General features: G+C 59.8%; 19 protein-coding genes and 3 pseudogenes. 18 read left to right on the forward strand and 4 right to left on the reverse strand.

Annotated elements, in window-relative coordinates:
- Nucleotides 1-52: 52 nt before the first annotated feature.
- Entirely contained in the window at nt 53-565 is a 513-nt protein-coding gene (locus FJ543_RS22870) for a DUF892 family protein (RefSeq protein WP_140877059.1), read from the reverse strand.
- 672 nt (nt 566-1,237) lie between these two features.
- On the opposite strand from FJ543_RS22870, the gene FJ543_RS22875 reads away from it, so the two are divergent.
- Nucleotides 1,238-1,861, forward strand: coding sequence for a chemotaxis protein CheB (locus FJ543_RS22875; protein ID WP_140877365.1), 624 nt, complete (start codon nt 1,238-1,240; stop codon nt 1,859-1,861).
- A 639-nt stretch (nt 1,862-2,500) separates the two neighbouring features.
- Nucleotides 2,501-2,698 carry a CsbD family protein gene (locus tag FJ543_RS22880; protein ID WP_140877367.1) on the forward strand — a complete coding sequence of 66 codons (198 nt, stop codon included), beginning with the start codon at nt 2,501-2,503 and terminating at the stop codon, nt 2,696-2,698.
- Nucleotides 2,699-3,186: 488 nt separating this feature from the next.
- Here the strand turns inward: FJ543_RS22880 and FJ543_RS22885 are convergent, their stop codons facing one another.
- Complete coding sequence (locus FJ543_RS22885) at nt 3,187-3,648, reverse strand: cupin domain-containing protein (RefSeq protein WP_140877369.1); 462 nt, start codon at nt 3,646-3,648, stop codon at nt 3,187-3,189.
- 93 nt (nt 3,649-3,741) lie between these two features.
- On the opposite strand from FJ543_RS22885, the gene FJ543_RS22890 reads away from it, so the two are divergent.
- The 11 genes and pseudogenes from FJ543_RS22890 (at nt 3,742) to FJ543_RS22945 (ending at nt 11,948) form a co-directional block, all read left to right on the forward strand.
- Nucleotides 3,742-5,304: a winged helix-turn-helix domain-containing tetratricopeptide repeat protein gene (locus FJ543_RS22890; protein ID WP_140877371.1), complete on the forward strand. Its 1,563-nt coding sequence runs from the start codon at nt 3,742-3,744 to the stop codon at nt 5,302-5,304.
- Between the two features lie 324 nt (nt 5,305-5,628).
- Nucleotides 5,629-5,949 carry a hypothetical protein gene (locus FJ543_RS22895; RefSeq protein WP_140877373.1) on the forward strand — a complete coding sequence of 107 codons (321 nt, stop codon included), beginning with the start codon at nt 5,629-5,631 and terminating at the stop codon, nt 5,947-5,949.
- 115 nt (nt 5,950-6,064) lie between these two features.
- On the forward strand, nt 6,065-6,985 hold the full coding sequence (locus FJ543_RS22900; RefSeq protein ID WP_140877375.1) for a hypothetical protein: 921 nt from the start codon (nt 6,065-6,067) through the stop codon (nt 6,983-6,985).
- Nucleotides 6,986-7,137: 152 nt separating this feature from the next.
- The gene (locus tag FJ543_RS22905) at nt 7,138-7,347 is read left to right on the forward strand and encodes a DUF3072 domain-containing protein (protein ID WP_140877377.1); all 210 of its coding nucleotides are present in this window, start codon (nt 7,138-7,140) and stop codon (nt 7,345-7,347) included.
- Nucleotides 7,348-7,521: 174 nt separating this feature from the next.
- Nucleotides 7,522-7,995 carry a YidB family protein gene (locus FJ543_RS22910; protein ID WP_140877379.1) on the forward strand — a complete coding sequence of 158 codons (474 nt, stop codon included), beginning with the start codon at nt 7,522-7,524 and terminating at the stop codon, nt 7,993-7,995.
- A 6-nt stretch (nt 7,996-8,001) separates the two neighbouring features.
- Nucleotides 8,002-8,451, forward strand: a complete 450-nt coding sequence (locus FJ543_RS22915) for a DUF4112 domain-containing protein (protein WP_140877381.1) — start codon at nt 8,002-8,004, stop codon at nt 8,449-8,451.
- A gap of 376 nt (nt 8,452-8,827) precedes the next feature.
- Nucleotides 8,828-9,337: an EF-hand domain-containing protein gene (locus tag FJ543_RS22920; RefSeq protein WP_083882994.1), complete on the forward strand. Its 510-nt coding sequence runs from the start codon at nt 8,828-8,830 to the stop codon at nt 9,335-9,337.
- Between the two features lie 239 nt (nt 9,338-9,576).
- The gene (locus FJ543_RS22925; protein WP_015316681.1) at nt 9,577-9,870 is read left to right on the forward strand and encodes a hypothetical protein; all 294 of its coding nucleotides are present in this window, start codon (nt 9,577-9,579) and stop codon (nt 9,868-9,870) included.
- 204 nt (nt 9,871-10,074) lie between these two features.
- Nucleotides 10,075-10,599: pseudogene (gene folP, locus FJ543_RS22930) on the forward strand (dihydropteroate synthase); the annotation flags it as partial.
- Between the two features lie 3 nt (nt 10,600-10,602).
- Nucleotides 10,603-10,962: a dihydroneopterin aldolase gene (folB, locus tag FJ543_RS22935; RefSeq protein ID WP_015316682.1), complete on the forward strand. Its 360-nt coding sequence runs from the start codon at nt 10,603-10,605 to the stop codon at nt 10,960-10,962.
- A gap of 659 nt (nt 10,963-11,621) precedes the next feature.
- Nucleotides 11,622-11,948: a SemiSWEET transporter gene (locus FJ543_RS22945; protein ID WP_140877383.1), complete on the forward strand. Its 327-nt coding sequence runs from the start codon at nt 11,622-11,624 to the stop codon at nt 11,946-11,948.
- A 59-nt stretch (nt 11,949-12,007) separates the two neighbouring features.
- Here the strand turns inward: FJ543_RS22945 and FJ543_RS22950 are convergent.
- Nucleotides 12,008-13,515, reverse strand: a pseudogene (locus FJ543_RS22950) (protein adenylyltransferase SelO).
- A 1,323-nt stretch (nt 13,516-14,838) separates the two neighbouring features.
- On the opposite strand from FJ543_RS22950, the gene FJ543_RS22960 reads away from it, so the two are divergent.
- The 4 genes from FJ543_RS22960 (at nt 14,839) to FJ543_RS22975 (ending at nt 19,475) form a co-directional block, all read left to right on the forward strand.
- Entirely contained in the window at nt 14,839-15,576 is a 738-nt protein-coding gene (locus FJ543_RS22960; protein ID WP_140877385.1) for a Crp/Fnr family transcriptional regulator, read from the forward strand.
- 17 nt (nt 15,577-15,593) lie between these two features.
- The gene (locus tag FJ543_RS22965; protein WP_015316685.1) at nt 15,594-15,857 is read left to right on the forward strand and encodes a hypothetical protein; all 264 of its coding nucleotides are present in this window, start codon (nt 15,594-15,596) and stop codon (nt 15,855-15,857) included.
- Between the two features lie 436 nt (nt 15,858-16,293).
- The gene (locus FJ543_RS22970) at nt 16,294-16,554 is read left to right on the forward strand and encodes a hypothetical protein (RefSeq protein WP_140877387.1); all 261 of its coding nucleotides are present in this window, start codon (nt 16,294-16,296) and stop codon (nt 16,552-16,554) included.
- Nucleotides 16,555-16,865: 311 nt separating this feature from the next.
- Nucleotides 16,866-19,475 carry an EAL domain-containing protein gene (locus tag FJ543_RS22975; RefSeq protein WP_181174068.1) on the forward strand — a complete coding sequence of 870 codons (2,610 nt, stop codon included), beginning with the start codon at nt 16,866-16,868 and terminating at the stop codon, nt 19,473-19,475.
- A gap of 69 nt (nt 19,476-19,544) precedes the next feature.
- Here FJ543_RS22975 and FJ543_RS22980 read toward each other — a convergent pair whose 3' ends face one another.
- Nucleotides 19,545-20,252: a phosphatase PAP2 family protein gene (locus tag FJ543_RS22980; protein ID WP_140877391.1), complete on the reverse strand. Its 708-nt coding sequence runs from the start codon at nt 20,250-20,252 to the stop codon at nt 19,545-19,547.
- A 431-nt stretch (nt 20,253-20,683) separates the two neighbouring features.
- Between FJ543_RS22980 and FJ543_RS31965 the strand changes: the two are divergent.
- A pseudogene (locus FJ543_RS31965) lies at nt 20,684-20,811 on the forward strand (D-amino-acid oxidase); the annotation flags it as partial.
- Nucleotides 20,812-21,083: the final 272 nt, after the last annotated feature.

Here is a 21,083-nt window from a genome sequence, read left to right on the forward strand (position 1 = left end):
GCGGTATCCGCGAGTCTCTCTCGGCGAATGACAGACACCGTAGTCGCAGTTCCTAAGCTGCCTCGGCAGCGACGTTCACGGCTGACACTGCGAGCTGCGTAAGGGCTTCATCGGTGTCCTTTTCCTCGCCAAGGGTAAGCTCGAGAAGCTTAACCGCTTCGGCCATGCCGAGCTCGCTAGCCCAGGTCCGCAACGTACCATAGCGGGAGATTTCATAGTGCTCTACTGCCTGAGCCGCCGCAAGGAGACCAGCATCGAGAGCCTGAGAGCCCTTGTACTCGTCCATGATTTCGGCGCCCTCCTCGGTGATGCCCATAATGGCGGCACAGGTCTTGCCCTGGGGCTTCTTGCCTAGGGCTTCGAATATTTTCTCCAGGCGCGCGACGTGCTCCTGGGTCTGGCCGCGGTGCTTTTCGAAAGCTGCCTTGAGGTCAGGGCTTTGCGCTGCCTTGGCCATCTTGGGAAGAGTTGCCAGGATCTTCTTCTCGGCGAAATAGATGTCCTTCAAAGTGTCGACGAAGAGTTCGTTCAGGCCTTTCGTTGAGGCCCTTTTGGCGGTTGCCATGACTGTCTCCCTTTTTTCACTGCCTCACAAACGGGGCGGACGAGAAACAAAATTGCGCCAATGCAGTTCCATCGGGATTAGACTGGCATGCCGAACGGCTCTTGCCGGCGGTGCATGCAGATGCAAAATCACCGCCGAATTCCGACAAGCCATCGCCACTGCCGGCACACCGTCTTAGTCGCCGGCCCGATCCATCGTCATCACCACCTCGACTCCTTATCGAGCCAGCAGGACGACTGATCGACTTCCGCGCGCCAACAGAAAGGAGCAGGGTTAACCCTGTCGACTCTAGATGCGCTTGGACTTCAGCAGGCGTATGACAAATCACCCGGAGGGCATCTGGGAGCAGCCCGCTATAACTGGAGTGCGAAGCTGTGTCGCCATGCTGGTGAAACGCAATGGGTTTGGAAGGATCTACCGTCCCTCGCGCGTAGTGCCAAACAGCGAGCGATGCAGCCGAAGCGACCACAATCGCCGATCAGCCGGTTCACAACAGACCCGGCCAGCCAAACAGACTGGCTCAGCGGCACCATCACGCGGCGAGCAACATGTAGGCTGTCAGACGCCGGATGGGCCGCGCCTTCTGCCGGTGCGGCCCTCGCCGTGTGGTGCTATTGCGGTTGCCTTGAGGTTATCCTCGCGAAGCTGGTGGGAACCTGTTACCCCTAGCAGATGCATATCCCGCACGCTAAGCGCGAACGTAGCCCTTTCTTCGTCGCCATCGGCGCATCGGGATCAGATGGCCTCAGCGACATCAAAGACCTCCTTAGCAACCTGCCCAAGGACCTGCAGGCCATCGTCCTTGTGGTCCTTCATAGGCCCAGTGACAAGGTAAGCCATCTGAAAGAGGTTTTGAGTAAGAGGTCACAAATGCCGGTCCGGGTCGCCGATGAAGATCACGTCTTCCGCGTCGGAACTTGCTACGTCGGCCAACCCGACGCACACCTCTCATTAGCCGCCAGAAGCAAGGTGGACCTTGTTGAAGGCGCCGGGCACATTCACCGAGGCCAGACCGTCGACATCCTCTTCAATTCTGTCGCCGTTCACGCAAACACCCATGCAATCGGGATTGTGTTGTCGGGTTCACTGAGTGATGGCTCGCGCGGACTTGCCGCAATAGCCCACGCTGGCGGTGCAACGATGGTTCTCACCGAGGCCGGCGAGATCAAGGCCGGGATGCCTATGAACGCGGCGATGTATGATGGGCCGCTCGACTTCACCGGTTCTGCCGATGAGATCGCCCGTGAGGTCATTCGAAGAGTGCGGCGGGTCCAGCCCCAGCCATCACCCGTTTAGAAGACGAGGGGGGCAACTCTTTCAATCGGGCGATTTGGGATCTCCATCTCAAGAAGCTCGCAATGCGTCTCTCGATCAGGTGCGCACCTTTCCGGCGCACGAGGTCAATAAGAGCCGAGATTGCTGAGCGCAATCTAATGGCTATGCCAGGTGCATGTCCGTGACTCCACTCCACCTGAGATCAGGTTCGATCCTTGCGCGTTCGTGAGAATCGAGAGTCGGCTGGTCGCAGGGGGATGCCTGCCCAGGTGGTCCTGCGGGACCGGCGCGTCGAACCAACAGATTTCGATCCAGCGCCCGGTGCGGGCCCATCGCGAGCAATGGCACTTCAAAACTGCTTGTGCCGGGCGCCGCTGCTCGGTTACCGCGGATCGCTATTTCAAATGGCTGAAGGTCGAAGCGTCGGCAAGAAGGCCGACGAGCCCTTTCCCCATGGCGGGCAACCATGCTGGTCTACGGCCCACAGAGGCGGCTGGGGCCCGTGCCGGCCCGGGGGCGTCGATAATCCCGCTGCTGCACCGATTGAGGCGAAGATCGGCGGCTACTGATCGCAAGCTCGTAAACGCTTCTGAGAGACGGACTCCGGAACCTCGCTGCCCCGACTACGTTTCGACTTCGTATCAAAGGAAGGAGGCCACAATGGACTGGAACCGCGTTGAAGGGAACTGGAAACAGGTCAAAGGCAAGGTCAAGGAACAGTGGGGTAAACTCACCGACGACGACCTCGACCGCATCGCCGGCAAGCGCGATCAGCTCGAAGGCACGATTCAGGAACGTTACGGCTTGGAGAAGGATCGGGTCCGCCGCGACGTCGAGGACTCGATCCGCAGCGGGTGAGCGCAAGTTGCTCCGCCAACTCTCCCGTGGCAGCGCGGCCGCCAATGTGAAGCTCGTCTACCGCGATAGGTCCTCGATCGTGCTTTTCGGCCTTCCAATGCGGCAAGACCATCACGGATCAAGCTGTCTCGCGCGTAGTGGTCAGCAACCTGTGACCGCGGAGCCGCTGCCACATCATCGCTCCTTTGTGCCAGCCTTGTGGATGATCACCGCTCTACGATCGCGCCGACGCGCCATCGGACCTCCCCGCAGCGCCCCTGCCTGTTCATAGCATTTGATCCATGTTCAAGCCACAATATGCAAGACGTCACCCAGGCATTTCACCGCTCGCGGCGGCCTTTCCGCCGTTGGCCTAGCGGCCTGTCATTGGGCCCTGCAAACGCGACTGGCATTGCTGCACCTACTGATCAATCCCCACATTGCTGCAAGGGCGACCTGCGCGAGCGACCAGAGGTCTTTAACTCCCGAAACCGCTTGCGCTATCGCCGTCACGCCCGTGTCGTCAGCGTGGAGAGCTGATCGGTGTCATAGCGGCTTCTGAGCTCGGCCAGCGCTTTTGGATCGGGCGCACCCTGCGCCGCGAGCTCGGCGAGCTCTTCGAAGTAATGCTCGTGGCCAGGCGGAGAGAAGGTCATCAGCACGCGCGCAGGCTTCTCGCTGACATTGGTGATGTTGTGCGGCACTCCCGGCGGGATGAACAGGAAGGTTCCCGGCGTTGCGCGGATCGTCTTGTCTCCGACATGCCATTCACACTCGCCCTCGAGCAGGTAGAAGCTCTCTTCCTGTACCCGGTGAACATGCCGCCCGGTGGCGAAGTCCGGCGGTATCGTCCAGTCAAACATGCTCGTATGCCTGGTATGTTCATCGGTGACGAGAAAAGCCATGGGGTGACCACGCAGCATGACGCCCTTCTTCTCGTCGGGCATGCAGATGACGGCTTCAGCGCTCATTTCGATCCTCCTCTGAGTAAGCGTTTGGCCAACATCGGCCGCCCGCGGGAGAAAGTCGTGAATCCGTTCCCAAAAATTTGCTAAAAGACTCCAATGAAAGTCAGGGGCGACGTCCACCAGTTCGGCATGTTTCGCCTCGATCCCGAGGCGGGCATTCTCTTTTACGGAGATGAGCCGACCATGCTTGGGCACCGTGCCGTCGCGCTGCTGCGGCTGCTCATCGAAAACGCGGGGGTGCCCGTATCCAAAGACGCGCTGATCGACGCTGGCTGGGGCGGATCGGCGGTTGCCGATAACAATTTGACGGTTCAGATCGCAGCCTTGCGCCGCACACTGGACGACGCGGCGAATGTCGCGGACTGGATCGAAACCTTACCGCGCCGTGGCTATCGTTATGTCGGACCGGCCATCGCCACCAATGTTGCCGATGCCTCTGCCGCGGCCCGCGCCGCGTCGGCACCGAGGTTGCCCGAGAAGCCCTCAGTCGCCGTCCTGCCGTTCTCGAACTTGAGCGACGATCCACAGCAGGAGTACTTTGCCGATGGGATGGTGGACGACATCATCTCGGGCCTCGCACGCATCAAATGGCTGTTCGTCATCGCGCGAAACTCGACCTTCACCTACAAGGGCCACCCCGTCGACGTAAAGCAGGTCGGCCGCGAGCTTGGCGTTCGCTATGTACTCGAAGGCAGCGTGCGCAAAGCCGGCGGTAGCGTGCGAGTCACCGCGCAGCTGATCGATGCCATAACCCGCACGCATGTTTGGGCCGAGCGCTACGAGCGCAGCTCCGAAGACATCTTTGCGCTTCAAGACGAGATAGCGCTGTCAACCGTGGGGGCGATTGCGCCAAGCGTGCGGAAGGCCGAAATTGAACGTGTCAGGCGCAAGCGTCCCGACAGTCTCGGTGCCTACGATCTCGTGCTGCAGGCCCAGCCTGACGTCGATTCCGGGATGCCGGAGCAAGTGACCAGAGCGCTGGTCCTTCTCGACCGCGCCATCGCGCTCGAACCGGCTTACGCGCTGGCGCATGGCAATGCCGCCATGTGCCATCACTGCTTGTTCCTTCGCGCCGGTCTGCGGGAGATCAACCGCGCCGCTTCGGTCCGTCACGCCCGCTTGGCCATTGTCCATGGACAAGATGATGCGCTGGCCCTCACATGGGCCGGCTTTTCCATCGGAATGGATGCGCATGATCGCGCCGCTGCATTCGCGGCGTTGGAAGCCGCCCTCGCCATCAGCCCGTCCTCGGCTCTGACCTACATCCTTGGCAGTGTGATACTCGGATGGGGTGGTGAAGCGGAGCGCGCGATAGAGTGGAGCGAGCAGGGCATGCGGCTAAGCCCCTTCGATTCGTGGGCTTGGGCAGCGTTTGATGCACAGGCGATGAGCCATTTGCTGCGCGGCCGTTACCAAGAGGCCTGCCGTGCCGCCTACAAGTCCGTCCAAGCCAATTCGGCGCACAGCATTACTTATGTGCAATTGGCTGCCGCGCTGGCCAAGCTTGGCCGATTGGACGAAGCGAAAGCGGCCGCCGCTCGCGTGCTCGAGCTCCAGCCTGGCTTCCGCTACAGCCGTCAGTTTGCAGGCGTAAATTGCGCGCCCGCCCTCGCGCAGGTTCTTGGCAGCGCGTTGTATGCTGCGGGCCTCCCAGAATAGCGCTTAAAGCCCGCGCGTCCTCGCTGTGGGCGGCGGTTCGGTATCGGCGCAGCGCAACAGAAGCCGACAACGCCGCTGCGCTTGGCATTGCCTATCTGATGCGCACCGGCTCCGCCAAGCTTACATCGAGATCAACTCGGAAAGCTGCTAAGGACCAAGCTTCGACTGACGCCGGCGCAACCTGAAGAGTTTCTGGATGACGCTACCCGCCACTCGACAAGTCCTTCCATTCGCGGCCTGGGCACGGTCGGACGCAGTGATTCAAGCCGGCGGTGCGCACCGCGATTGGCGACTATCCGGTTTCGGCAGAGCTGATGGACGGCCATGCCGATGGCGCCGGCGGCGCTGAAGAAACAGTACTGCCGGACGCAGACGGTGGGACGGCAGTGGCAAAGGCACGGCCCGAAGCTCGATCGCGGAGATATTGTGGTTGAATCGACGTTTCCGTCTTCCGCCGAGCAACCTTCCCGCCAATCGTCTGTGGAACGCTTCTCGATTGTGCTGCTCAGGACGTCCTCCCAAGCTTTGACGCAGCCGTTCATCGGGCGGCGGCAGATAGGTGATTACGTCCTTGGGGCCGCAAAATCGCGACAACACGATTTCGCAACTCGTTCCGCCCGTTTTGATTGTTTTGAAAAAAAATGAACTTGCGATGTCGACTGAGCATCAAGCTGCCCGCCCTCTTTCCAATTGCTAAACGAAGGCAACCGAATTTAGTTCATGACGATGATCGAATAGCGCAGCAGAGGTCACATCGGTCTTGAGCTACCACGCTCGCTTCCCTCGCGCGGTTTCCCTGCCCTTTACCATCGCGCTGGACAGCCCCAGTTTCAAACCTTCGCCTTCAAAGGCAGCCTGCCGCGTGCTAAGGCGGATGTCCATGCAAATATTAGCGCCGTCTTTTGCAAGGTTGCTTTCGACGCCCAATGCCAAAGAGCGAAAGCGCATATTGGCGTCTATGCCAGCTGGGCCGTTCACTTCGAAAACAACTCGGCCTGATCGGTTTCTGGAATTGGATGCGGCCATCATATCGGCCACTCGACGGCTACCTGTGGATAAGGAAGTCACCGTTCACGATATGGCGGCCTCTGACGGCATCACCTCGTTGGAACTGTTCAACAGGCTAAGCCAGGAGCGTCCTGTCAGGCTGACGGCAAGCGACTATTACGATGAGATTAGCGCTGCCCGGAAAGGGGTGTGCTGGGTCTTTTACGACAGCGACAATGTTGTCCTTCAGGTAGCGCTGGGTGCTATCGCATTGCGTAGCAAGCAGGCAAATGAGTTTCTCGCCTGGCTGTTGTCCCCCAGCTTTGCAACGCGAACTCGCGTGTCGCTTTTTCATCCCGATGTCATTGCAAAGACGAAGTCTGACGGTCGCTTCATGGCAACCAGAGATGATTTTTTTTCGCCCTCGCCAGTGCGGTATGACGTCGTGCGCGTGATGAACGCCCTTGGGACGAGGAACTTTCCTCGTCTTCAAATCGAACGCGCGGTAACCGCCGTGGCAAAGACAGTTGTCGATGGCGGTTTGCTGGTTTTGGGTCGAAGTGCCGATGAACTCGATGGCAGGTCACAGGCCACGATATTCCAGCGACTCCAAAATGAGTTCATAGCTGTTGCGGATATGGCGGGCGGTTACGAATTGAGGGATTTCGTGTTGAAACTGCAAGCTGACGCTTAATGGGGAAGGCCGTTTCTTGCTTTGTCACTCGCGCATGCTGGCCGCCGCCGTGCCTGACACCCCAGCCCAACCTAAGCGAGCCTCAGCTTTGAGAAAACGATTGGAACAAAAAGAGATCAAACGCATTCCCTAGGCTACGACAGAAGATTGCAATGGAAGACTTGCGCGCAAAAACCGATGCAAACGTCGAGAAAGATCCTGACCAATGGGTGAGTGGTGGCGACCCGATGACGCCGTCCCAGGAGTCCTATCTGAAAACCCTGTGTGAGCAGGCTGAGGATCAGGAAAGCTTTGCAGACAACCTCAGCAAGGCAGAGGCGTCTAAGCGCATAGATGCACTGAGGGCAAAGCTGAAACTTTAAGCACCGGCTCGGGCGCTCTGTCTTTACCGTCTCGACCTTCCGTCTCGCGCGGGCAGGCCTCATGGTCGGCTGGGGAGCGGTCGGGATTGCCAAGCCCTTCCTGATATTGCTGGCAATCGCGGAACTTTTGGCAGGGCGAGACCTTCTCCATGTTCGAAACCACAGGAGGAACGAGTGGCCAATCTAGGAAGACTTGCGATCGCTATGCTGGGGGTTTTGGCTTATCAAAACCGCGACAAGATCGCGGAGGCGATCCGCGGAGCGGGAGAGCGCGATCCCAATAATCCGCAAGGCGGGATACTGGACCAGGTGTCGAAGGGCCTATCCGGCACCGCGCTGGGCGATATTCTTGACCGCTTTAGAAATGCAGGTGCCGGGTCGAAGGTGGACTCCTGGGTTGGCATTGGGCCGAACCAGCCGATCGAGGCGCACGAGGTGGAAACGGCGATTGACGCTCAGACACTGGAAGCACTTTCCCGCCAGACCGGCCTCTCGCGCGAGGAGCTGATTGCAAGGATTACCAGGGATTTGCCCGATGCGGTTAACCAGATGACCCCCGACGGCACCCTCCCAGCAGACCACCGAACAAAAGTCCCAGACCAGCCCAACCTGCTCGACGACGTGCCTTCCCGGCCGATACAAAGCTAATTCCACATGACGGAAGCGGACTGGAGAGGTGCGAAACCGAGGAGATTGGATCGAGCGAGCCATGGCAGCCGGAAAGTAGGGACAAGCGAAACGCCTATTGTGGATCGCCAGACTGCGAGGGCAATCGCCGAGCTCGACCTCTTGGCAGTGCTGCTTGATTCGCGCTGGCGAATCCCGGGAACGCCAATTCGGTTCGGACTGGATGCTCTGGTAGGCCTGGTGCCTGTGCTGGGAGATACAGCAACCGGGTTGATCTCGGCTTACATTGTGCTGCGAGCCCGCAAATGCGGCGCTGGGAAGCTGTTGGTTGCTCGGATGTTGGGCAATGTGCTGTTTGATACCGTCTTGGGAAGCGTGCCCGTCCTCGGATCGATCTTCGATGTTTACTACAAGTCGAACAACCGCAACATCCGCCTGCTTCGTGGCCATCTAAGCCGTCAGGTTGCTGAACGGTAGTTCGCAGGGCATCACCCACGCGGCGTTCGCGACCGGGAAGCGGCCGGTGTTGGCCGGAGACGATGCCGTTGCCGCCAACTTGGAATGTTTCATCCAGCCGCACTCTCGGAACTGGCTGCGGAATCTGCGCCACCTTTGTCGATGTGGGTTCAATTAGTTCGGCAAAATCGGTGAAGACCGATCTTTGTTGCGCCGCTGGCAAATCTGCGCAGCGATCAGGTGATCGGTAAGGTCGATTCCGACAGAGACAGCCAGCGCTTTGCTGAGATAATCGGAGCTAGGCCGCTTTTGCGCCCGATGCCTAGGAACCATGAACCGACCTGCTGGTTTGGACAGCACGCCGGGTGGTCGGCGTGGCAGTTAATGGAGAAACCCAATGACACGAGCATTCACGACTACAGTATTGGCGGCCGCGTTCGCTATGCTCGCCCCGTCCGCCTTTGCGCAATCGGCGGATGTTCCCAAGCCCGCATCACCAGCCCAGGATCGGACGGCGGACGAAGCCGGACAGAACCAGCAAGCAATGCGCCAAATGATGCGCGAGATGATGGATGAGATGCTGCAGGAAAAAACAGCAAAGGATCGAGACCCCGAGGCAGATTGGCGACACAGGGGCCCAAGGCTTCAGGACGACGAGATGAGCGATCGTGATACGGGACGTATGAAGCACGGCCGCAGGGCGGGAGCCGATATGATGCAGGGTGCCAAAATGAGGATCATGTTCGCCATCATGGACACCGACGGTGATGGTACACTGTCGCGGACGGAGGTTCAGGATTTCATCGGGCGAATTTTCAACGCTGTCGACGAGGACGGCGATGAAAGCGTCGACATGCAGGAACTCCAATCCTTTTTCCGTCCCGGAGGAGACCAGGACCGACGTTAGCACCGACAGGTTGTACCTCGGCCTGCTCGACGTCTGAAGCTAGGGCCCACAGGAGATGGCTCGGAGCACGGTATTTGGCTCCCCACCGTCTTATGCTCCGCCGATACTCGGTAGGATCAACGGGGTAAAGACCTGCGCAGAGCTCGCACGAGGCTGGACGGCTGTGCCCGTCGACGACCATAGGCCAAGCATTCCAAAGAAGTGGCTCTAGGCAAGCATTGCGAGGTTTAGGGGCAAACATGCATCTGGTCCAGATTCTGCTACCTCGCGCCGACAACGCAGGAAAGCCCTTCGCCAAGCAAGAGTTTGACCGTGTGAAGGAGGAGCTCGCGCTCCGCTTCGACGGTGTCACCGCGTATTTGCGCGCGCCTGCGGAAGGTGTGTGGAGGCAGGGAGCAGACGAGATCGTCATCTTCGAGGTTATGACTCACGAAGTCGATCTGCCCGATTGGCAAAGGCGGCGTTCGGAATTGGAGCGGCGGTTCCGCCAGGAGCAGGTTGTGATTCGATATCTGCCGATGGCTTTGGTCTAGCGCCTGCGGCAATGGTGTGGCCCAGACGATGACCGAGTGCATGCCGCTTCACGTCTGAGGTATCTGAGGTATACTGCAAGGCAGCTTCGGACTCAGTGCGCCAAACCGCTGATTCAAACTCAGTCAACGGTGGCTCGGCTGTCCTCAAAGGACGATGGCTAGCTGACGGTCTGCACTTCCTGACGGCCACTTTGACAAGATAAACGCCTAGCTCATGCGAGCGGTGCGCATATCGTCAACGATGTCTGGGGTCTGCAGCGTGAGCCCGACATTGCGCGGGTGGCGGCCGAAACCGGCGCCGGGCTCGTCATCATGCATACCGGACGGGATCGCGACAAGCTGCCCGATGTGATCGCCGACCAGCTGGCGTTCCTGGGAAAATCGCTTGAAATCGGGCGCGGGCAAGGTGTCGCCGACGGCCATATCGTGCTCGATCCCGGCTTCGGCTTCGCCAAGGAGACGGCGGAGGAAAACCTCGATCTGATGGTACGGTTTGCCGAGCTTGGCGCGCTCGGCTTCCCGCTGATGGCCGGTACGTCGCGAAAGCGTTTCATCGGCACCGTCACCGGCCGCGACGCCGCCGACCGGGCGGCCGGCACGGCGGCGACCAGCGTCATTCTCCGGCTCAAGGGCGCGCATCTGTTTCGCGTCCATGATGTCGCAATCAACGTGGACGCGCTGGCGGTGGCGGATGCTATGCTGGCGCGGGAAACCGGATCGGAACGCTGAGCCATGTACGTCATCCGCATGAAGAATTGCGCCTTCTTTGCCCGGCATGGCGTGCTGGACGAGGAAGAAGCGCTGGGGCAGCGCTTCTATGTCGATGCCTCGCTCACCGTCGAGCCGGGACGCGCGCTCGTCGATGACGCCATCGGGGAAACCGTCAACTACGGCGTCGCCTTCACCGTCATCGAGGAGATCATCACCGGACACCGGCGCTTCCTGATCGAGGCGCTGGCCCTGGAAGTCGCGAAGGCTCTCAGCGGGCGCTTTCCCCAGATCCGGAAAGCCGAGGTCACCGTTCGCAAGCCCAATGCGCCGGTGCCTGGCGTGCTCGATTACGTCGAGGTGACCGTTGTCTGGCCCGAATAACACCGTCTATCTGAGCCTCGGCGGCAATCTGGGCGCTCCGGCGGCGTCGCCCTCAAGCTCATTTCCTGTAAATTTGCATGTTGGAAGATCCCTCTGGACAGGGTTCGAACTGCCTCAACCCTGGCTTCGTCAACGCACCGCACCTTCTGCCGCCCAGCGTCACCGGTCAGCCGCCGGCTAGACGGACGACCTGTCAGGGCTCGTTGTTGCCCAGACGCACTGGTGCTACGGGATGGCGGTGTCAAAAAGATCCGCTTGCCTAACACACGTTAGTTTCTTCCGCTTCCTTCCAACCTATAAAGGCGAGCGATGAGTGATCCCCGGCAAGCACGCAAGGTTTATTTGGAAGCAGCTCACCTCGGTATCCGTCGGGCGCGGGCGAGCGCTGATGACTTGCTTCGTACCATTGAGGAGACACGGCGCCTTATCCAAGCGTCCCGCGACTTGCTGTCGCGGCTCAAAGCGGCTGAGCTTCGAACCTGATCACCACCTCCAGAACCGCTCTGATCTGCTGGCAGATTGTGTGGAAACATCCCCGTGCGGCAGGGCGTCCCTGGCCATCGCGGCCAGTGCTGTGATTGGCTTCTCTCTGGGCGGCTTCCAACTGGGGAAGCACTGTGCCCTCGGTACCAAAGACTTTGCCGTTGGAGGTTGGTTGCGTGGAAAAGGTCACGCTCATCGGTTCGCTGGCAGCGCTGTGCTCAATGACCAGTTTTGCCCCTCAAGCCTGGAAGATCATCAAGACCCGGGACACAGCTGGCATATCCGCGTGGATGTATGCCATCACTGTGCTGGGCTTCGCGCTGTGGCTGACTTTCGGCATCATCAAAGGCGAATGGCCCATCATAGTCACCAACGCTGTCTGCCTCGTGCTCGCCACTTTTATCCTGCTGATGAGGGTCCTTCCCAGTTCCAAGAGGGAGATGGTGGCGGACGCAATCGATCCTTCGCCTGGCTCCGAGAGGCCTCGGCCGCCCGCGTCCTGAGGCCTGCCTCGTTAGCTTGACCGCGGCCCTACAGAGTTCAGTCGTGTTGGTGGCGTATGTCACGTGCCACAGAAGGTCTGCAGAACGCCCTCGTGCGGCTTAGGTGGGTCCGCGTAATAGGACAGTTTGGGCTGTTCCTCGAACGGCCGTGACACGACTTCCAACAATTGCTCGAAGATTCGGAGTCATCGTCCTCCACCGCAGCCTTGATCATTGCCTCGACGCGATGGTTGCGAGGAATGAATTTGGGATTGCTGCCGTGCATCACGGCTTTGCGCGTCGAGGTGGCGCCGCCGTCCCGCGCCAAGCGATTTCGCCAGCGCATCGACCAGGCATCGAAGGGGCCGGGATCCTCAAACAGCCGCCTCGCGGTAGCTTGGGCGCCAGGGATGTCGAGGTCATCTCCCAGCAAGCGGAAGGTGAGCGTGAAATCCGCTCGCCCACGCGCCATCACATCTAACAGATCGTTGGCAAGGTCCAAGTCACCTTCAGCTTCATTCAGCAGCCCAAGCTTAGCCCTGAACCCGCGATGTAAAATAGCTTCGTAGCGAGCGTGAAATTCCCCTAGTGCCTGCTCGGCCTGCGAGATTGACTCACCCTCGCGCTCGCTCAGGAGCGGCAGCAGAGTCTCGGCGAAGCGTGCCAGATTCCAGACTGCCACCCGAGGTTGGTTGCCGTAGGCGTGCGGCCATGTTGCTCGATGGAGCTGAACACCGCTTGCGGATCATATGAATCCATGAACGCGCACGGTCCATAGTCAATCGTCTCTCCGGATATCGGCATGTTGTCGGTGTTCATGACGCCGTGGATGAAGCCGAGCAACATCCACCGCGCCACCAGTTCCGCTTGCGCCGCGATCACAGCCTCGAGCAGAGCCAGGTAAGATCTCGGTTTCCTGGCCGCATCAGGAAAATGACGCTGGATGGCATAATCGGCAAGGAGCTTCAGCGCTTCTATGTCGTTGCGGGCGGCAAAGTATTGGAAAGTGCCGATACGGATATGACTCGCTGCCACCCTGGTCAGCACGGCCCCTGACAGCCGGCGCTCCCGGTAGACTGGGTCCCCGGTAAGCACCGCCGCAAGGCTTCGAGTGGTCGGTGTGCCGAGCGCAGCCATTGCTTCGCTGACCACGTATTCACGAAGCACCGGACCAAGCGCAGCACGGCCATCGCCGTTGCGCGAAAATCGGGTCGGTCCTGAACCCTTCAGCTGGACATCCCGACGCACTCCGTGCACATCGACGACCTCGCCCAGCAGTGCTGCGCGTCCGTCGCCCAGTTTGGGGACGAAGTTGCCGAATTGGTGGCCAGCGTAGGCTAAGGCTATAGGGTGCAGTCCATCTGGAAAATTGTTCCCGGCAAGCACGGCGATCCCAGCAGGGCTCCCGAGCTGATCGGGATCAAGCCTTAACTCCAGAGCTAAGGGGCTCGTTCAGCCGGATTAGCCTGGGGTTTGAAACCGGGTGGAGAGGGGCACGCGCGAAGAAATGATCCGGTGACTGGGCATAGCTCTGCTGAAAGGGCCAGATCGGGCTCCGCACGGCTGATCCGGCTGTGGATGAAGGCATGAGGTTCTCCTTTGCTGTGGCAGAGGTCGGAACCATGTCGATCACTGCGTCGATGCCGATGTCAACCCGCGGCCGCCGGCTCGCTCCCGGTTCATCCCGCGGCTTTGTTGGCTTTCCCGAACTTCTGCTCCGGTGCTGCCGCCGCACCCGCGCTCCAAACGCCCGCAGCGCGCCCGGCTCGCTAAGGCGTCGTTCCTGCCCTGTGCTACCGCACGCGCGGCTACAGCATTTGGTCTGCTTGGGTTTCAAAGGGGCGGCCTGCATTTCCCTAACCGCCTTCTCGGGTCGCAGGGCACTGCTCCAGTGCTGATGCTTCACCTTGTGCTTTGATCGGGCCATCTGTGGAGAACCGAATGCCGCCCGCTTCAAATGCATTTCGAATCGCTGAAAGTTTACGAGGGCCAGGCACTCGCGACCGCTTTCGAAATCTCGTATCGCACCTTCGCTGAGGCCTGACTTCACGGCGAGCCGCACCTGCGGCCAATTCAGCAGACCTCGCGCTATCCGCGATTGCTCCGGCGTCAGATCAGTCACTGAACTCTCGCCATCGAGCCCGAGGCCATTTGATGCATCGAACGGCCCCAGGCTGCTCCCCAGGATGCGTCTCAGCGCGGCCAACCGCGACAACGGCGACATCACGGCCGCCCATATATCTGCGCGAGCCAGGTCTGCCGGTTCCTAACCAGTTCTGAGCCTCTCCGAGGAGGAGGTGTCTGCCGCTGCGAGACGTCGAGCGAGAGGGCTGGGGTTCTACGTCTCGTGCGCATCGGGGGCCCGGAGATGAAAATTGGACGCATTGGCGAATTGGAGGTGGTGGTCATGAGGTCCTCGATCAGGTTCTCCGAAAGGTCCTCGATCAGGTTCTCCGAACCGAAATCAACCCGATTTGTTCCGGCTCGATGCCCATGACGGCCGCAGCATAAAGAAAAGCCCGAGCGGAAACTGCTTAGCATTCCTCGCTACGCACTTCGACGCCCTCGGCTTCGCCGCGGGGAGAGAAATGAGCCTGGAATATACGTCAAATGTCTATAGTCAGGATCCCGTCCTATGACGCTTGAACCTGATCGCGGCATTGTTCAAAAGCTCGTGAAAGGGACTGGAATCACAGCGCCACAGCGCGGGAGTTCATATCGCTGCTCGGGACGAATTGGGCATCACTCGTCCGAGAGGCGAAAGCTCTGGCGAAGGGTCCAGGCGCCCCGGAACTGCAGCCGTTGAGTTGGCAAACGCCTCGGGTCCGTTAGCTGGTCCTTCCCAGACCGGGGGCGGGGAACATTAGCGCCCGGCCCAAGTTCGGCACGTAACGCAATCCGGTCACAAAAATTGACACAGGCCACTTCCCCGAGCATTTTGACCCGTAAGCTTCAGATAATCTGTGATCTGACGGACTCAGATATCGGTATATTGGAGGGAATTCAATTCCAGAAGCGGGACTTTCAGGCCAATCAGGACATTGTGCGCGAAGGAGATCGTCCCACCCATTCATTTGTCATCCTGGAGGGTCTGGTCGGGTCCACAAAATTGACTGGGGAGGGTAAACGGCAGATCACGTCGTTCTTTGTTCCGGGCGACATTCCTGATCTGCACGGAATGCATCTGTCTGTTTTGGATTGCACCTTCACACCACTCACGCGCGTCAGCGTTGGCTTCATGCGGCATGATGCGCTGCGGGCCATTTGCGACCAACATCCTTCGATAGCGACGGTGTTTTGGCGCTCGACGCTGATCGACGCGGCTATATATCGAGAGTGGGTCACCAACGTTGGAAGGCGCGACGCGTATGCCCGTATGGCGCATATTCTGTGCGAACTCATCGTCCGCCTTCGCTCTATGGGGCTTATCAAGGACCATGTGGCGGAGCTTCCGATTAGGCAGGCGGAACTTGCCGACGCCTTGGGCTTGTCGGCCGTGCACGTGAACCGAACGCTGCAGGATCTTCGAGGCGACGGACTGGTTGTTACCGAGGGCTCCCGATTTCACGCTGTTGACTGGCCTGGCCTCGTTCGAGCCGGAGACTTTGAGACCGGCTACCTTCACCAAAGGAACGCGACGAGCTTGTGAGGGTGGAGGTGGGTTCGATGGCGAGATATTTCTTTGACACCTATGAAAGCGATGCGCTCATCAAAGATGAGACAGGCATCGAATGTGGGGGGATCGAAGCCGCACGAAACGAGGCGCTAGCAGGTCTAATCGACTTGGCTAGAGACTCGCTGAAGGGCGTCGACGGACATCAATTGGCGATTGAAATTCGGGACGAGAATGACAAGAAGCTGGTCAGGCTGAGCCTCTCTCTTCAAATGCTGCTAACGCGCCGTCCTACTGCTCCGACTGCCGAGCGGTGATACGCGACACAGCGGGGGGTCGAGACGTCATTACAGCGAGCAGGTTTTGCGGAAGCCGACCGGTGCTGGCGGCAGTCGCGGCCCAATCAAAAGATGTCAAAGCATCTGCTGCAAGCGCACAAGGCTCAAAAGCAGCGAGAAAATCCAAGTGAAGACGCTTCAAAGCAAGCCGGCAGCATGTTGGTAGATGGCACGCCCTATTGCGGTAATCCAGAGCACCAGCTGGGGCCCGTGGCAGAGGCAATTCGATTGTCGGATTGATACCAACTACCCTTCACTTATCATTTGAGCTTGCTCGGTCCGATGCCCGGCTTAGTCTGTAAACGGCTCTATCAGTCCGGCCTGCGGACGCTTCAAAATTGACTCTGGTGCTTTATGCGTTCGCGCCTCCGTTGATGGTCAGCGCGGCTCCGGTGACAACCGCCCCAGAACAGCCATGGAAGTCATGCTTCAAGACCAAACCGATAGCCGAAAAATTCTCCAGTTTGCGGCAGATGAACTTTCCGACGCAACAGATCCACGCCTGATTGCCGCGCTCAGATTGGTCGCCCGCTCCTATCGAGCGCAATCCGTCGAGGCTGCAGATGATCTGGTGGAGCTCACGCTGCGCACCGCCATTCAGGAGGCGGAGGGGCGACCTGAGGAAATCAGTCTGTTCAACTGGCTCAGCGCTATTATGGCGCGATATCGAAAGTGAGAGTGACGGGGGCCGCCGGCCCGCTCCCAACCTGCAGGCACGTCAAATTGCCTTTCCGATGCACCCAGAAGGCGCCGCGTCTTGCTCGTCCAGGCAGGTGGGGCATGCTCGTCGGGAGCGCTGCTTGCAAGAGTGCCGCTGTTTGAGATCCCACTGCCGGATCGTGACCCTTTGCGAGCGCCACCCAATGCTGAAATTGCCCGGCATCATGGAAAACCAAATTTAAGTACTTTCTACTAGGGTCGGCCGAGGGTTAGTCCCGGGAAAGGTATTTGGGTCAATTGGCCACCACCGCATCCAGTCTCAGCCGGTTGAGACAGTCGTTTTTTTCTTCGGCAAACGTGCCGGCGGCGATCGCTTTTGTGGTCCTTGTGATCTGCGCCGTTTTGGCGGACCGGGAAAGCAGGCTCGTTTCAGGCCAATTGGCGCGCGCCGACGTGTTGGCCAAAGTGAACATCATAAGGGCCAAGCTGGAAGGCAACATCAACGGCAATCTCCAGCTTACGCGCGGCCTCGTTTCGGCGATCGTGACCGAGCCCTATATGGGGCAACAGAGGTTTGCGGCGCTGGCAAGCAACCTGCTTGAGCAGGAATCTCAACTGCGCAACATCGCCGGCGCGCCGGACCTCGTTATCTCGCTCATGTATCCAATGGCTGGCAACGAAAAGGCCATCGGCCTGGATTACCGCAAGAACGATGCCCAACGCACCGCCGCCCTCAAAGCGCGCGACCTGCGGGCGCCCGTGCTGGCCGGTCCGGTCGACCTGGCGCAGGGCGGCCACGGCTTCATTGGCCGCTTTCCGGTCTTCGTGAAGACGGCGGGCGGTGGTGAGCGCTTCTGGGGCATCGTCTCGGCCGTCGTTGACGTCGAGCGCCTCTATAGGGCAAGCGGCCTTTTGGACGCCGATCTCGACATCGAGATCGGCCTGACCGGCAAGGACGGCCTTGGCGGGACTGGTGATCGCTTTTTCGGTGGCGAGAGTATAACGCGGGCCAACCCCGTGACCGAGACGGTGCACCTGCCGTCCGGTTCCTGGCAGATCGCCGCGATCCCAAAAGGTGGCTGGGCCTCATCGGCGAAGAATCCCTGGATCTTGCGGGCGATCATGCTGTTTGCCGGTGCGCTTGTCGTCCTGCCCATTCTCGTTGCGGGGCGGCTGTTCGGCGAAAGGCAGAAAAACTTCGCCGAGCTCAGGCGATTGTCCGGTCGCCTGGAACTCGCGCTGGATGCGTCGGGGATCGGTGTCTGGGAGCACAACATCGCCACCAACGAGCTGGTGTGGGACGACCGAGTCAACGAAATCTACGGCAAGCCGGCTGACCGGAAGCCGCGCGGCTATGATGACTGGGCGTCAGTGATTCATCCTCAGGACATCGAACGGGCGCAGCAGGATTTCGATGCCGCGGCGGCGGTGAAGGGCCCCTATTCCTCGCAATACCGGATTGTCCATCCGAATGGCGAGATCCGGCATGTGCGCACGCGCGCGACCTATTTCCAGGAGCGCAACGAGACGCCCAGGATGATCGGCGCCGAATGGGACGTGACAAGCGACGTCGAGCTCAATGAAAACCTTGTGCGGGAAAGGCATCTGTCGGAACTCAGGAACGCCGAGCTTGAAGTGGCCAAGGGGCGCATCGAACACGTGGCGCTCCACGATTCGCTCACCGGGCTGCCGAACCGCCGCTATCTCGACGACATGCTGGCTACGAGCACGCGTCGGGTAGAACGAACTGCGCTCCTGCATTTGGATCTCGACCGATTCAAGCAGATCAACGACACGCTCGGACACGCGGCCGGTGACGCCATGTTGATGCATGCCTCGAAGGTCATCACGGCTAATGCGGGACCAGCCGACTTCGTGGCACGCATTGGCGGCGACGAGTTCGTGGTCATTTGCGCCGGGCGCGACGACGCCGAGCTCGCCGCGCTGGCCGACCGCATCATCGATGAGATGCGGCAACCCGTCGATTTTCGTGGCCACCAATGCCGGTTCGGCGTCAGCATCGGTATTGCGGCGAATACGGGCGAGGGGTTCGACGCACGGCAGCTCCTGGTCAACGCCGATCTCGCCCTCTACCGGGCGAAGAGCCGGGGCCGAAACCGCTACGAGTTCTTCAACGACGAGCTGCAAAGTGAAATCGTGCAGACCAAGCGGACCGCCGACGAGATCCTGGGCGGTCTCGAGCGCAACGAATTCATCGTTTTCTACCAGCCGCAGTTTGACGCCGACACCTTGGACATTGTCGGCGTGGAGGCCTTGGCACGCTGGCAGCACCCGACGCGCGGGATCCTGGGTCCTGACGTCTTTCTGAGGGTAGCGGAGGAACTGAACGTCGTCGCGCTGATCGACCGAACGGTCCTCAAAAGGGCGTTGGCCGACTTTGAGCGCTGGCAGCTTCAGCACCTCGACATTCCACACGTTTCGGTCAACGTTTCGGCACGCCGGCTTGAGGACAAGGACCTGATCGATGGCCTGCGCAAGCTCAACATCCGCGAAGGTACGGTCTCCTTCGAACTTGTCGAGTCCATCTTCCTCGATGAGAATGACGACCTCGTGGCCTGGAACATCGAGCACATTAAGGACCTCGGTATCGACATTGAGATCGACGATTTCGGCACGGGCTACGCCTCGATCGTCAGTCTGCTCAAGCTTCAGCCGCGCCGACTGAAGATCGATCGCCAGCTTATCACACCCATCACCAGCTCGCTGCCGCAACGCCGTTTGGTGTCATCCATCATCGAGATCGGGAAGTCGCTCGGAATCGAAGTGGTGGCCGAGGGCGTCGAGACGATGGAGCATGCGCGCATCTTGAAAGAGCTCGGCTGCGACCTGCTGCAGGGCTACGCGCTCGGCCGACCGATGGACGCCAAGGCTTTAGAATGCTTCGCGCAATCTCGCAGATGGCCGGCCACCGGATAGCCGTCTGGCTCTCACGGAGTTAATGGGCGTGGCATTCTTTCGGGACGACAGACAGGGTAGGTGAGGGGATCAGAACTCGCGCCGCTGTTCGATAAGATGGGCCGCCGACCAGCAAAGGATTGCCCAAGCTGATCCCACGCACCATCCTGCAAGTACATCCGTGGGGTAGTGGACGCCGAGATAGATCCGGCTCAATCCGACCATGATTGTCAGGAACACCGCGAGGCCAACGAAATACCCTTTCACCCGGCGATCAGGACTTGCCCTGGCCAGCAAAGCTCCAAGCGTAAGGAAAGTGACAGCGGACAGCATCGCGTGGCCGCTCGGAAAGCTAGCGGTAAATACTCTGGTGGTGTGGAAAATGTCGGGCCTGTGGCGATCAAACGCGACCTTCAGAACTGTGCTCAGCGCCTCACCACCAGCCACGGCGGCGGTGACCAGCCAGGCGTATCTGCGCTTCTGCGTTATCAGCAGGTAACCTATGGCCGCCAGCGATGCAAAACCCAGGAACGCAACGCTGCCGAGGGCCGTGACGTCGCGGCCCATTTCTTCAAGCCACGGCGGGCCAATCAGATTCGTTGGATGATCGGCGCTCCGAAACGCCATAAGAACGGCGCGGTCGAATGCGCTCGTGTCACCCTCGACAACTTCCTCGGCCAGAAGGCTGAATCCGAGGACAAGGCCGCCAGCCACAAGCAATGAGGCGATCAGCCAAATAGCGTCGCTGCGAAAGCCTCGCAGGAAGCCGTTTGACGAAGAGGGCGGGTTGATTTCCATCCGCTCAAGCTAGTGAACCGATAAGTCTCGTCAATCCTTGTGCCCCCGCTCGCTGCCGAAGCGCCATCAAGTTAAGTCCGAACAGGTTGGTCCGCTGCTGGGTCACGCTTCGTCCAGCGCCCATCCATCTGGACCCAGACCGAACGAATACTTCGCCGAAGTGGAGAACTGTCCCGCCTGCGGCTGCCAAGCACGACATTCAAGGCGTATCCGTGGACGTTCGACGCGGATTGTGTTGAAGGAGTTGGCTGCGTCGCGACCTCTCATTGAGACGGCGGTGCCTGCCTGTATGAGCAACGCTGCATATCGCGCTTTCGCATAATGAACGGTACTGAGATTGGCTTGTTGGAGGTGGTGATGGCCTGACAAGTCGACGCGGCTTTCGAGAACGCCTCCATGGCCATTTTGGCTCGTCCGACGTCCGGTTGCGATATCACGTTGCCTTCAGCCACAGTGGCGCGACGCTCGGGCTGATCGCGGGCGAACTGCTGCAGGCGAGATTGCGACGGGAAACGAATATCCCTTGTTGGCCAAATTCCGCCCAGCCCGGTTCGGGTGAGTAAGCGTCGAATATCTATCGACCGTCAACTCTTGAGGGCCGGCAACCGCTTGTCTGTTCATCCTGCCTAAAAAACTCGCTGGGCTGAAGGCGCACAAATGTTACGTCGCAACGATCTGCGAAAGCATAATCAGACCTAATGAGGCTAATGCCCGAGCCTGCAGCTCCATCATGGTAAGACCCGGATGCCCGCCGGGGGCTCTAAGGTCGCCCCCGGGAACAAGCTGGACCGTCCTGCGTTGGACAGCCAATGGAACAGCTTGGATCAGATT

This window comes from Mesorhizobium sp. B2-5-7, assembly GCF_006440875.1.
Lineage (GTDB): Bacteria > Pseudomonadota > Alphaproteobacteria > Rhizobiales > Rhizobiaceae > Mesorhizobium > Mesorhizobium australicum.

Coding starts and splice junctions, on each gene's coding strand:
- FJ543_RS22890 (WP_140877371.1), top strand. CDS start 3,742: ATGAAAGTCAGGGGCGACGTCCACCAGTTCGGCATGTTTCGCCTCGAT.
- FJ543_RS22970 (WP_140877387.1), top strand. CDS start 16,294: ATGGAAGTCATGCTTCAAGACCAAACCGATAGCCGAAAAATTCTCCAG.
- FJ543_RS22965 (WP_015316685.1), top strand. CDS start 15,594: ATGGCGAGATATTTCTTTGACACCTATGAAAGCGATGCGCTCATCAAA.
- folB (WP_015316682.1), top strand. CDS start 10,603: ATGTACGTCATCCGCATGAAGAATTGCGCCTTCTTTGCCCGGCATGGC.
- FJ543_RS22925 (WP_015316681.1), top strand. CDS start 9,577: ATGCATCTGGTCCAGATTCTGCTACCTCGCGCCGACAACGCAGGAAAG.
- FJ543_RS22980 (WP_140877391.1), bottom strand. CDS start 20,252: ATGGAAATCAACCCGCCCTCTTCGTCAAACGGCTTCCTGCGAGGCTTT.
- FJ543_RS22880 (WP_140877367.1), top strand. CDS start 2,501: ATGGACTGGAACCGCGTTGAAGGGAACTGGAAACAGGTCAAAGGCAAG.
- FJ543_RS22915 (WP_140877381.1), top strand. CDS start 8,002: ATGACGGAAGCGGACTGGAGAGGTGCGAAACCGAGGAGATTGGATCGA.
- FJ543_RS22870 (WP_140877059.1), bottom strand. CDS start 565: ATGGCAACCGCCAAAAGGGCCTCAACGAAAGGCCTGAACGAACTCTTC.
- FJ543_RS22895 (WP_140877373.1), top strand. CDS start 5,629: ATGCCGATGGCGCCGGCGGCGCTGAAGAAACAGTACTGCCGGACGCAG.
- FJ543_RS22920 (WP_083882994.1), top strand. CDS start 8,828: ATGACACGAGCATTCACGACTACAGTATTGGCGGCCGCGTTCGCTATG.
- FJ543_RS22905 (WP_140877377.1), top strand. CDS start 7,138: ATGGAAGACTTGCGCGCAAAAACCGATGCAAACGTCGAGAAAGATCCT.
- FJ543_RS22885 (WP_140877369.1), bottom strand. CDS start 3,648: ATGAGCGCTGAAGCCGTCATCTGCATGCCCGACGAGAAGAAGGGCGTC.
- FJ543_RS22875 (WP_140877365.1), top strand. CDS start 1,238: ATGCATATCCCGCACGCTAAGCGCGAACGTAGCCCTTTCTTCGTCGCC.